Here is a 12345-nt window from a genome sequence, read left to right as displayed (position 1 = left end):
CTGAAGTCCAAATAATTACAGGGATTGGTTCTCCACCGGGTCGCTGACCAACTGTAGCTACGTTACCATCACCTTGGGATACACAGGTAAATTGAGTTCCAGTGTTGGCTTCCTCCGATGGGTCTACATCCGGCATGGCGGTACTGTTACTATTATCATCTGTATTATCCACAGGTGGTAAGGCTTGAACCGTAGATCCCCAGGACAAAATACTGGATAGGGCTAAGGTGGCAATTGTGATAGCGAAGCCCGACCTCGGAATCGTTGTTTTCCATTGATGTTTCATAAAACCTCGTAAATGTTTAAAGTAAGAGGAGCATCAGCATGAGATGTAAGTAGGTGGGCGGAGGAAAATCAAAATATATTTCGTTTTGTGAAATGGCTAAAACTCAAGCACAATAACGCATTGAGGTAAATTTACATATCGTTATACATTTTGGTTATTTTACGTCCACCTACTTAGTACCCATTAAATTAATAATTACAAACCACCAGACTTATTTCTAATAGCAGGTTTTTTTCTGATTTGCCGAGGTACGCGATTATTCTTATTCTTTCTGGGTAGTAAATCGCTCAATGTTACCTGCACACGACCTTTTGTTTCCCGAATTACGCCAGCACTAGAACCCTCACGACTGATTTGCATCATTTGGGTAAGAATTTCCTCTGGCTTTTTGGCGTTGTCCGGGTTTAAAGTAAATAGAGTATTATTACCATCACAACCAGTGTCATTGACAGAAACTACGCAAATGACAGTTTTATTGCGGACTTTACCGCTCATCAGCACGACATCTTTGAGGCTACCGCCACTTTCAGCTACAGCCGCATTTAATTTCGGTGTGACGATTTGGCAACGGCTTTGAGGAGTAAATTTCTCACCAAAGTATTTTAAAGATGCTGAAGTCCAAATAATTACAGGGATTGGTTCTCCACCGGGTCGCTGACCAACTGTAGCTACGTTACCATCACCTTGGGATACACAGGTAAATTGAGTTCCAGTGTTGGCTTCCTCCGATGGGTCTACATCCGGCATGGCGGTACTGTTACTATTATCATCTGTATTATCCACAGGTGGTAAGGCTTGAACCGTAGATCCCCAGGACAAAATACTGGATAGGGCTAAGGTGGCAATTGTGATAGCGAAGCCCGACCTCGGAATCGTTGTTTTCCATTGATGTTTCATAAGACCTCGTAAATGTTTAAAGTAAGAGGAGATTAGACTTTTCCGTTTTCTGACTAAAAAGGTGGAAATAATTGATAAAGAACAAAAACACAGATCCTATAAACCCTCTTTTTTCGGACGGGAAGCTCTGTTGGGGGAATTGACTAAAGCTTTGAGGTTGCCATTACTCTGATTATATTCGTAACTATTGGCTGTTAAGTCAGGATGGGGCATAACACAGTATTGTTTACCACCCATCATGATGGTAATTACTTGGCTGCCAGAGGCACAGGAAATGGGTGTTAATTCCCATTTTTGTAGTAATGCGATGTTGGGATCGTTGGCTGATAAATCATCGCTTTGGGAGGAATACGGTGTTGATCTTTGGCTGTTACCTATTTCGACTGAACCAGCAATGCGTGAGGCATCAACATTGTTACCAACAGCAGAAATGAAGTTTTTGGTAGCATTGTAGAGGTTGTAACGACCATTATTGCTGATACTATTGCTACCAGGATTATTGTTAGTCCCCAGATCTGGTGAAGCATTTAGAATGAGGACAATACCATCCCGTTGATTATTCTGAATTACATTTTTACGCAGTAAAGGTTTGGCTGATTCAGAGATGACCATACCATCTTTATTTTGGACTATTTGATTTTCTGTGATTAAGGGTGTGGAAGTATCACCAATAGCTAAACCAAAGCCATTATTTTGAAATAGATTATTGCGAATTTCTCCCCGGCTTGATTTTGTGATAGCAATGCCATTGGCACTGTTTTGCACAAATTGGTTATTTTCAACTTGAGGATTTCCCGTGCCTGTGACAAATACACCTTCCCTGAAGTTGTTAGTAAATGTATTGTTTATGATTTTGGGGTTGCTTGATTCTACCCATAGACCCGTACCCCTTTCATTGGTATTGGTGACTGTGATACCAGCAATTGTGGTATCTTGATCTGCCAGGATGGTAATGTTCTGTTTAGCGAAGGTGCGACTGATATAAATACCACCACCGGAAATAACTACTCTTCTACCTTTGCTTGATTCGTCACCCCGTAATGTTATTCCTGGTTTGAGTAATATAGGGAATGTTTCGCTGCTATAGTTGCCGGGAGCTAACTGAATCACTGAACCCGGTTTAGTCTGACTCAGTGCGAAGGTAATGGTTTTGTAAGGAGTTGTTGCAGATGTGCCAGCCTCAGCAGTATTTACACCAATAGCTGGATCAACATAAATTACCTGTGCAACGGTCGGCAATTGCGCCTGGACTGGAAAAGTGACGATTAAGGAACTAGATATAGCTAAGTTCGCCAATAAAACAGAGGTTTTTGATCTAAACTGGCTGCTCATAAGTACATCCTTGATTTGATACGTGTATCGTTACATGACTTAATAGGAATTAAACCATAAATTCTCTGATAAGACAAGTAAAACTTATAACGAAATTGGGTGAAAACTCTGGTAAGCTGTTACGCATCTAGTTTTTGAACCCAATCTGGGCTATAGGCGGGTTTCCACCTCCAAATTATACAATTTAAGTGCGCGACAGCTTAGTTTAGTCATAGAGAACCCATCAAAAGCCAAAAAGTTTTGATGGGTGAGTGGAGAACCCCGTTAAAAAGAGAGATTAAAGCGTCAAGTCAGTTCAATTTGAGAATCATCACCAATTAAAAAGCGTAATGCTTTAGGACGACGGGGGGCAATACTTAACTGGGCGCGTTGTCCAATTAAACTATCAATAATTCGTTGCTGAATTCCAGTAATTTTAGCACCTTCTAAAACCACGCTGTGTTCTAAATCTGTTTCTATGAGTGTTGAATTATCAGCAATACTACTATATGGACCGATAAAACAGTTTTCTAAATAGCAATTATTACCAATTACCACGGGTCCGCGAATTGTACAGTTGATGATTTTAGATTCAGTCCCAATTTGCACTCTGCCAGTAATTTGAGTTTTCGGATCAATATCGCCTAAAATTGATTTTTGCAAATAGGTATCAAGAATGAGACGGTTAGCTTCTAATAAATCATCTTTTTTGCCCGTATCTAACCACCAACCATCAAGATTATAAGCTAAAACTTCTTTTTCTTGATCTATTAAACATTGAATTGCATCAGTAATTTCTAATTCTCCTCTAGCTGAAGGTTTAATCAGAGAAATCGCATCATGGATAACTGGTGAAAAAAAATAAACCCCTACCAATGCTAAATTTGACGGGGGAACTTTTGGCTTTTCAATTAACTGTAATACTTTGCCTTTTTCGTCTACCTTTGCCACACCAAAAGCGCTAGGATTTGTGACTTCACGTAACAGAATCAAAGCATCTGGTTGTTGTTGAGTAAATTTATCTAAAAATGAACTTAAATCTCCTTGTTGAATCAGGTTATCTCCCAAATACATGGCAAATGGGGAATCTCCTAAAAAAGTCTGGGCAACTTGGACAGCTTGAGCTAATCCTGCTGGCTTTTCTTGTAAAATATAGGTGATATTAACACCGAATTTTTCGCCATTTCCAGTTTTATTCTTGACTTCTGCCCCTGTTTCTGGGCTGATAATAATACCAATTTCAGTAATCCCCGCAGCAGCCATTTCTTCAATGCCATACCATAAAATTGGTTTGTTGGCAACTGGAACAAGTTGTTTTGCTCCTGTATAAGTTAAGGGGCGTAATCTTGTCCCTTTTCCACCGGATAAAATCAGTGCTTTCATAGAGATTTTCCTTGTAATTCTTTTAACATTAATCTTAGTTCTTGTCGCCAATGAGGAAGATAAGTTCCTAAGATTTGAGATATTTTCTCACAAGCTAAGACAGAATAAGCAGGACGTTTTGCGGGTGTGGGATATTCGGGGGTAGTAATGGGAATAATATTGGCAATTTTCAGGGGGAAACCAAGTTTTTCTGCTTCTTCAAAAATTGCTATGGCAAAGTCATACCAACTGGCTACACCACTATTTGTATAGTGATAAATTCCCGCATTTTCTGAGGTTAATTGGGGGATAATTTGGGTAATTGTTGAAGCTATATCTTGCGCCCAAGTAGGACTACCAATTTGATCGGCAACTACTCTAACTTCTGATCTTTCTTGACCAACTCGTAACATGGTTTTTACGAAGTTGCTTTTTCCATAAGTTCCATAAACCCAAGCTGTCCGCAAAATTATGTGGTGGGGACAATTTTGTTGAATTGCTATCTCTCCCGCTAATTTTGTTTGTCCATATACACTCAATGGATTGGTACTATCTGTTTCTCGATAGGGATAATGACTATTACCATTAAATACGTAATCGGTGGAAAGATGAATTAAGAAACTTCCTAATTTTTGACTTTCTTCAGCGATAATTTGCGGGGCGACAGTATTGATCAGGTGAGCATTTTCTGGTTCACTTTCGGCTTTATCTACTGCGGTATAAGCAGCAGCATTGATAATTATTTCGGGTTGGGTTTCTCTGATAATTTGGCGTAATTTGTCAGGGTGAGTTAAGTCTATTTCTGGACGGGCAAGGGCAATAACTTTGTAGTTGGATGCTAGGGTATGTTGTAGTTCTGTACCAACTTGTCCGTTACTACCTATTAGTAATATTGATTTACTCATAAACTTCGGCGTTTTTGAAAGTTGGAGCGTTGCTATCTTTAGCTGATAAAATTGGGGGTGTTTCTAGAGGCCAATCTATGGCTAAATCTGGATCATTCCAAAGGATAGCGCGATCGCCTCCTGGTGTATAATAATCTGTAGCTTTATAGATAACTTCGGCAATTTCTGAAAGCACGAGAAAGCCATGGGCAAAACCTGCTGGTATCCACAATTGGCGTTTGTTTTCGGCGCTGAGTTCGTAACCTACCCATTGTCCAAAGGTAGAGGAATTTTTTCTAATGTCTACTGCAACATCAAAAATTGTCCCGACAATGGTGCGGACTAATTTACCTTGAGGTTGGATGATTTGATAATGCAATCCTCGCAGCACATTGTATTCAGATTTGGAGTGATTATCTTGGACGAAGTTGGCTGTGATTCCCAGTTTCTCTGTGAATGTTTTTTGATTGTAGGATTCTAAGAAAAAGCCCCGTGAGTCTTGGAATACTTTGGGTTCTAGGAGGAGGATATCAGGAATAGAGGTGGGGATAATATTCATTGAATGGTTGAATATTTCAAAGAACACTTAAAACAATATCACTATTTCAGTCAATACCTTCAGTGTTAGTAGATTAGCATATATGCTCAAATTCAATTTGACTATTACAGCACTTTCCGGTGTTATGAGGTACTTATGTAGCGGGCAAGATGCCCGCACTACAGGAGTTTCATAGTTCAAGTTTGTACCTCATTAGAGCGAAATCTGCTGTATATAATTTGTTTATGAATAAAGGAAAGCCTCTAGCCTTCATCCCTTGTCTAAAGCACAGATGTAGCTTCCTAAGTCAGCTACATCTTCAAGGGTTTTCGGCATTTCCCTTATAAATGTAGTTGCTTTAATGCGAGGATTAAAACTAGCTCCAGTTCGATTAGTCACAATCCACAAAACAGATCGCCCACAATCTCGCATGACTCGCAGCAGAGATTCTGAATTGTCACCCAATGACGGCACAGCAATAGGTGTAACCACAATCCCTTGACTACCAAGGACAATAGTAGCGATAGCTCTTGATCTTCGGATATGATAATCCGATGTAATTAAATAAAGATGCTGTAACTTACTGTCAGCAAATTTGTTTACCAAAGTTGTAAAATTAGTTACTGTATCTGTCGCTCTGCCATCAAACCGTAATTGCCGATTAGGAACACCAAACTTTTCAAAAATCAGGCGATTATAATTTAAGTCTGATTCAAAATCAGAAACCCAAATATCTAAATTTCTGTGAGATTGCCAGAACTGGGCAGCAAATTCCATCCGACTACCATTACCACCCAATACAAGGATTGCTTGGGGTACAGGAACTTGGTGAAAGGCTATCGCTATCTTCACAGGAATTATGCCCACTAACACCAATATGATCCCGAAAACAAACCAAGCTAATTTAACCTTCCATTTCATAGGCTATCAAGTTCTACATAATTCTTCTTCCTCTTTCTTCCTCCTGACTCCTGACTCCTGACTCCTGACTTCTAACTCCTAACTCCTGACTCCTGACTCCTGACTCCTGCTATAGCTTCCAAAACTGTTCCCCGCAAACACACCCGATCTAAATTTGCGCCATTTAACTTCACTGCATCTAATTCAGCACAGAGTAAATTAGCTCCGGTTAAATCAGCCCCTGCTAAATTTGCTGCTCTTAAATCTGCTTCTTCAAGATTCGCTTCAATTAGTACAGCACCTTGTAAGTCTGCACCGCTTAAATCTGCACCTTTGAGATTAGCTGCAGTTAAATTTGCACCTCGTAAATCTGCACATCGCAAGTCAACACTCTGCAAATTTACACCATGCAAATTAGCACCACTTAAAAAAGCACCCGCTAAGGACGCATCATTGAGGATTGCTCCCATCAAGTTACTACCCCGTAAGTTGCTACCACGTAAATCCGCACTTGTCAAGTTAGCCTGCATCAAGTTTGCACCCATGAGGTTAGCCCGCAAGTCGGTTTCTTGCAGATTAGCCCCCATTAAATTTGCACCTTCAAAATGACCACCCTCTAATTTAGAACCAGTGAAGTCAGTCCCCACCAGTTTAGCCCCTGTTAAATTTATCTTCCTTAAATCTAGGTGAGATAGATCCTCATCTTCTAAATTTGCACCGGGGAGTTGTTTGTTTTGTCCTAATCTAATGGTTTCTATATTCATTTGCTGTACACTGAAATCTGCTCACTACTTTTGCTGTCGGTATCCCAACGGGAGTCAAGTAACCATAAACCGCTGCTGACCTTGGGTGTCATTATCGGTAAATCAAGCCCCTGTTGTAAACCCATCACTAATAAAGTTAATGTATCTACAAGTTTAGGATCAAAGCGAGTAGATTGTTGTTTTCGGCACTGATCTAAGGCTTGAGAAAATATCTCTGCTCCCCCTTTGCTAGAGTATTTATACTGGTTAACTTGTAGCTGAAATTCTGCAACCAATGATAAAATTCTTGATTCTAAAGGAATATCATCACCAGCTAAACCGGCGGGTTCGCCTGTACCATTCCACCATTCGCTTTGGTGGGTGATAATTTGAGCTATAGCCCGTAGTCGTGGCATTATTCGTAGTGCTTGCGCTGCTGGTACGAGAGGACAAGCCAGGGGACAACTGGGAGCTTCATCTTGATAAGCTGTTGTTATATGACTGGGACTAATCAGGCTTTCGGCTTTTTGCATTGGGTCTAAGCGATGCAACAAAGCAGCTAGGCGTAATCTTTTAATTTGCCATGCGGGTAAATCTAATAATTGCCCCATTGTTTCAACAATAGATGCTACTTCTGATGCGGCTACAGGATTGCGGCTATCTGCTAGATCAATCAACTGTGCCATCCGCAAAAATGCCTGAATTTCGTTAGATACCAAGTTACGATCTAGAAATTTTTGGTGAGATGCTGTGAGAATAGGTAAGTTACCTTGTCCGGTTTTGAGGTAATCAACAACACGAGAGACAACGGTAGCTACTTCTTCTCCTGGACAGATAGCTGGGTGAATTGCTTGTTTATATTGACTTAGTTTGAGTGCTAGTTCAGGATGATAGTCTTTGATATGAGCGATCGCTAACTCTGCGGTTTCTTCCACTAATTCCGGTTCAAATGTCCATAAACCGTAGAATTTACGCTCTAAATCGCAAGTTGGCAAACCATCCTTCCCATAGTCAGCTTCAGATAACTCTTGACAAATTACCATAGCTGTGTAGTCAGGAGCTAAAATCATCAAATGCCACTCCTGCGCCACAGGATCATCAGCAGCTAATCCGACTAAATCAATGTTAGGTAATTGACCAGTAGGATGTTCGGCAAAACCAGCATCAGCCGTTGCCATAATCACAATTTCCCGGCTGTGTTTTGCGATATCTGCGTATCTTTGAGCCTCTTCCAGATACCATTTACCCTGCTGGAAAGCCGTAATCACCAAAGGATCATTATCTTTCGTTAAAATATGATCTTCCAAGGCATGGCAGAGAGACACTAAGGTATTTTTATAGTACACGCCAAAATGAATAGGTCTAGCACTATGGCGGTGAGATGCTTCTAACTGTTGAAGAATTGAACCTTGTAACATGGAATTAATTGGGGATTTCGGATAATAGGGCGGTTAGAAACCGCGTCTACACAGGCAAAACCCACCTTCGTGGGTTCAATATCTTAAGTTTTAATTAGTCCGCACAGGCGGACTTCGTTTGTGTAGCCGCGTATCCCTAACGGAAGCGAGAGGCATCTTTCTGATCACCTGGGCTTATGTTTTCTATAATACGCCAGCCAATTGTTTTTCTGGTTTTTCTATGGGTGCAGAAAGTGCATCTTCCAAATCAGCGCAACCCAATTTGATTTCCAAAATATTCATCACTTCCCGTCCGAAGTCATTGGGATTTTGTCGCCAAGCTTGTAAGCAAACTTCACCAAAGAAAGAACCTAATGGTTCAGGATTCCAAAGGAGTTTTTTTGCTGTCCAAGGCATTAAACTCATGGGATCATAACCAGGTTTGAGAATCCCCTCTTTAAAGGCATATTCTTCTAAATGGGTATGGGGTTGGAGTCCAATAAAGAAAATAGCAGGTTCAACTTTATCAGCCCCAAAAATCCGTTCGAGTTCGCGGTGATAAGCAATAGTTTGGCGAATAGTTTCAGGACGTTCATCTATTACATTAAAGGAGTAGTTAACAGAAACTACATCATTGAAACCGGCGGATTTTAAATCACGACAATTTTGTAAAACAGTTCGTAAGTTATAACCCATTCGCATTTTGCGAACCAGTTCTTGAGAACCGCTTGTAATGCCGATTTCAAAATAATTCATGCCTGTTTTTACCATCAACTCACACAATTCGGGTGTTAAGTTGTCGGCTCTAATGTATGCTGCCCAATGAATATCTGACATTCCCGAATCAACGATTTTCTGGAGAAGTTCTACAGCATCATCAATGAATTTACGGGCGGGAATAAATTGAGCATCTGTAAACCAAAAGTTACGAATTCCTCGATTGTATAATTCTCGAATTTCCGCAACAACTTCGTCACTAGGGTTAATCCGGACTTGTTTACCCTCGACTACTGTATAAACACAATAACAGCAATTATGAGGACAACCACGTTTGGTTTGGACACCAATATAAAAATCCTGTTCTTGCAGGTAATAATTAAATTCTGGCCAAATGGTTTCGATGTAATCGTAATTACAAACTGTTTTTTCTAGGGGTGTAGGTTGTTCGTGAATTAGGCGTTGACGGGGTTGATTTTCTCCCACTACATAACAGCGCTCATCCTGAAAATCTTCACCATTAAGTAGTTTTGTGAGTAGGGTTTCTCCTTCACCTACAGAAATAATCGTTCCGGGCGGTGAGCTTTTACCCAACTGTTCATAAAAGACGCTAACTGCACCGCCACCTAAGACTACACGGGCTTGAGATTGATATTTTTGGGCGCGTTTTAAACCCCGTTTAACTAATCCTAAATTGCGCCATAATTCTACATAATAAGCAATAAAAATTCGTAATCCGCCAAAAGCACCACGCAATTTAATCAAGGGATTTTTTGCGTAGTAAAATTCAAAGGCGTTTTGGAGAGGATTACCGCCCCGTCCACCTACTGGCGCATAAATTTGAATATCCCGCCAAGAAAAGACGAGCAATGTGGGTTGAAACTCGTCAATAGATCTGTCTAAGGCAGAAGTATAATCTAGTGGGGGGATTGTGCCTAAGTCAAAAATCCGCTGTTCTGCATGGGGAAATAGCTTGTGAACATGATCTGCAAGATAGACAACACCAATAGGAAAGATGGGGTTACAGGGAAGGCGAACGTAGAGGATTTTATTTGCGTTCATACGTATTTAAACTGTAATGCTTGCCGTAGTTGAGGAAAAGAGAGTTATACCAGCATTATCTTTGACATTTCAGTTGTTTTGTGGTGTGCAAAAATTTTTGCCGTTAGCAATCAGATTGAAAGCGAAAACTGCACTGCATAAAATTTGCTTTTTATATTATGTGGATGGTGTTTATACCACGGGGATTAAAATCCCTCCTGTCGCGGCTGGTGAGCCATGTCGAACCATCCCTTTCAGGGAGCCAAGCCCCCGAGTTTCTCACTTACCGCGAGATATTATGAACAAAATTTTCATATACATTTACCATAACATCGAGTTTATAAATTTAGCGATGATTTTTAGTTGTAATTCTAGAGATAGAGTCAGAGATAATTCAACTTACCAGCGAGAATAAAGTTTGGGGATAAGAGGCTGAAATTCTTATCTACAAACTATTTACAGAGATTCTATCGAAAATAAACAGCCAGATTTTCGTTTATTAGCTATTTTGTAAAGTAAATATAAATTTATTTACAAAATTTTTAGAGAAACACTTGGTAAGCGAAAAACCCAGTGACTTCAGCCCTGAAAGTGTTAATCAACTTCGCTATTATTAGTTTCTGTGCTTTGCATAACCGTATCAAAACCCATTCTTTGTTCTGCATTTCGCAAAAAATAACCACTAATCATCGCAGATGCCAATAAGCGACCTAAATTTTCCCGATTAGTAGAAATAGTAATCCCGAACTGTTCAGAAGGTAAATTTCCTAAAAGTCCGATGATATTCCGTTCCATTACCTGCAAAACTTCCGTAGAAGTAGGTTTAGATAATTGGTTAACTGTTTCTGGACTTAATGATTTAACGTATTGCCATAATAAATTACTTGTTTCCGACTCACTATTAAAAAATTCTGATACTCGATTAGATTTGTTACTCACCTTTGACCTCCTGTACTGCCACTACTAACGACGGTGTTTGTGACTGGAATAACTGGTAGTTATTGCTGATTCTATTTAGCTAACTATTATATAATTCATGTCAACCAATCTAACAGTTTATTCCTTTCGAGGGAGTCGGTTTAACCGTACTAAAATGGGAGTGTTTTTCACCTATTTAGTGAGTATGGGTGGGGAAACTCCACCCACAAAGCAAAAAATAACTGACCATTGAGTAATAACAACCGACTAACTGGCAAGGTACTCATTCATAGTGGCTTTAGATTTGCGAAGTTTGTTTAAAGCTTCGCGTTCAATTTGGCGGACTCTTTCCCGGCTAATATTCAAGACTTCACCAATTTTAGCCAGAGTTAAAGATTGTCCATCTACTAACCCAAAACGCAGGGTAATGACTTCCTTTTGTTGGGGAGTGAGTTCTGACATGATCCGTTCTAAGTCATAGGAGAGGGAAGTTTGCATGACAAAATCTTCCGGTGTTGCTCCTGTGTCTTCTAACATTTCTCCCAGTTCGGTGTCATAGTTATCTCCTAACCGCAAGTCTAGAGATAATGGCAGACGGGCTTTTTCCAAGTATTCTCGCACCTGTTTGGGTGTTAAATCTAACTCTTGGGATAATTCCGCTACTGTGGGCGCACGTCCTAGACCTTGGGATAGTTGCCGCTGGGCTTTTTTAATTTTGTTGAGTTTTTCCGTAATATGAATGGGCAAGCGAATAGTCCGGGCTTTTTCGGCGATCGCCCGAGTAATAGCTTGACGTATCCACCAATAGGCATAGGTAGAAAATCTGTACCCTTTGGTGGGGTCAAATTTTTCTACACCTCGTTGCATTCCGATGCTGCCTTCTTGAATGAGGTCAAGTAAATCAACATTGCGTTTAATGTACTTTTTGGCAACGGACACGACTAAACGGAGATTGGCTTCTACCATTTTCCGTTTGGCTATTTCACCAACAGCGATCGCCTGATTTAATTCTGATACTTCTATATCGGCGGCTGTTGCCCATTCTTCTACACTGGGTTCATGACCTAACCGGGTAGCAAGACCTTCCCTGATCTCATGCAAAGCAGTAGATCGTTGCACCTGTTTGCCATAAAAAATCTCTTCTTCGTGGGTGAGGAGTGGCACACGGCCAATCTCACGCAGGTAAGTACGCACGAGGTCGGTGGCTGATTGAGCGGTTTTCATGGCGCTACTCTTGGGTAATGGTGGGTTTGCTGATAGGGTCGTTAACGGAATAATGTTTTGAGTTGGTCACACCCGATCAACTCAGGTTACTCTTATTTGGGAAATTAGGTACTTTACTGCTAAAGGT

At 40.5% G+C, this 12345-nt stretch carries 12 protein-coding genes and 1 pseudogene; 1 reads left to right on the top strand and 12 read right to left on the bottom strand.

Translation table 11 applies throughout. The annotated features are described in order from the left end of the window. The 11 genes and pseudogenes from FJR06_RS00915 to FJR06_RS00865 form a co-directional block, all read right to left on the bottom strand. Nucleotides 1-286 (bottom strand): annotated as a pseudogene (locus FJR06_RS00915) (COP23 domain-containing protein); the annotation flags it as partial. A gap of 195 nt (nucleotides 287-481) precedes the next feature. Further along, nucleotides 482-1183 (bottom strand): COP23 domain-containing protein, encoded by a 702-nt coding sequence (locus FJR06_RS00910; RefSeq protein WP_015080412.1) that lies wholly within the window; start codon nucleotides 1181-1183, stop codon nucleotides 482-484. A gap of 96 nt (nucleotides 1184-1279) precedes the next feature. Next, entirely contained in the window at nucleotides 1280-2515 is a 1236-nt protein-coding gene (locus tag FJR06_RS00905) for a DUF1565 domain-containing protein (RefSeq protein WP_168650379.1), read from the bottom strand. Nucleotides 2516-2800: 285 nt separating this feature from the next. Next, nucleotides 2801-3877, bottom strand: coding sequence for a glucose-1-phosphate thymidylyltransferase (locus FJR06_RS00900; protein WP_015080414.1), 1077 nt, complete (start codon nucleotides 3875-3877; stop codon nucleotides 2801-2803). Next, nucleotides 3874-4761, bottom strand: a complete 888-nt coding sequence (gene rfbD, locus FJR06_RS00895) for a dTDP-4-dehydrorhamnose reductase (protein ID WP_168650377.1) — start codon at nucleotides 4759-4761, stop codon at nucleotides 3874-3876. Before rfbD ends, FJR06_RS00900 begins: the two co-directional genes overlap by 4 nt. Further along, the gene (rfbC, locus tag FJR06_RS00890; RefSeq protein ID WP_168650375.1) at nucleotides 4754-5299 is read right to left on the bottom strand and encodes a dTDP-4-dehydrorhamnose 3,5-epimerase; all 546 of its coding nucleotides are present in this window, start codon (nucleotides 5297-5299) and stop codon (nucleotides 4754-4756) included. The genes rfbD and rfbC overlap by 8 nt, the downstream gene beginning before the upstream one ends. 249 nt (nucleotides 5300-5548) lie before the next feature. After that, nucleotides 5549-6199 (bottom strand): YdcF family protein, encoded by a 651-nt coding sequence (locus FJR06_RS00885; RefSeq protein WP_254433013.1) that lies wholly within the window; start codon nucleotides 6197-6199, stop codon nucleotides 5549-5551. A gap of 71 nt (nucleotides 6200-6270) precedes the next feature. Next, nucleotides 6271-6942 (bottom strand): pentapeptide repeat-containing protein, encoded by a 672-nt coding sequence (locus FJR06_RS00880; protein ID WP_015080418.1) that lies wholly within the window; start codon nucleotides 6940-6942, stop codon nucleotides 6271-6273. Next, on the bottom strand, nucleotides 6939-8339 hold the full coding sequence (locus FJR06_RS00875; protein WP_168650373.1) for a DICT sensory domain-containing protein: 1401 nt from the start codon (nucleotides 8337-8339) through the stop codon (nucleotides 6939-6941). The genes FJR06_RS00880 and FJR06_RS00875 overlap by 4 nt, the downstream gene beginning before the upstream one ends. A gap of 183 nt (nucleotides 8340-8522) precedes the next feature. Further along, nucleotides 8523-10097: a photosystem II high light acclimation radical SAM protein gene (locus FJR06_RS00870; RefSeq protein WP_168650371.1), complete on the bottom strand. Its 1575-nt coding sequence runs from the start codon at nucleotides 10095-10097 to the stop codon at nucleotides 8523-8525. Nucleotides 10098-10670: 573 nt separating this feature from the next. Continuing rightward, entirely contained in the window at nucleotides 10671-11015 is a 345-nt protein-coding gene (locus FJR06_RS00865) for a DUF760 domain-containing protein (RefSeq protein ID WP_015080421.1), read from the bottom strand. 97 nt (nucleotides 11016-11112) lie between these two features. Between FJR06_RS00865 and FJR06_RS24625 the strand changes: the two genes are divergently transcribed. Continuing rightward, nucleotides 11113-11247 (top strand): hypothetical protein, encoded by a 135-nt coding sequence (locus FJR06_RS24625; RefSeq protein WP_256369473.1) that lies wholly within the window; start codon nucleotides 11113-11115, stop codon nucleotides 11245-11247. A 14-nt stretch (nucleotides 11248-11261) separates the two neighbouring features. Here FJR06_RS24625 and FJR06_RS00860 read toward each other — a convergent pair whose 3' ends face one another. Next, the gene (locus tag FJR06_RS00860; RefSeq protein WP_168650369.1) at nucleotides 11262-12218 is read right to left on the bottom strand and encodes an RNA polymerase sigma factor, RpoD/SigA family; all 957 of its coding nucleotides are present in this window, start codon (nucleotides 12216-12218) and stop codon (nucleotides 11262-11264) included. Nucleotides 12219-12345: the final 127 nt, after the last annotated feature.

Source organism: Dolichospermum sp. UHCC 0352 (assembly GCF_009711925.1).
In the GTDB taxonomy this organism is placed as follows: Bacteria; Cyanobacteriota; Cyanobacteriia; order Cyanobacteriales; family Nostocaceae; genus Dolichospermum; species Dolichospermum lemmermannii.
The sequence above is the reverse complement of the archived record's forward strand: the minus strand, read 5'-3'. Positions and strand labels throughout refer to the sequence as shown.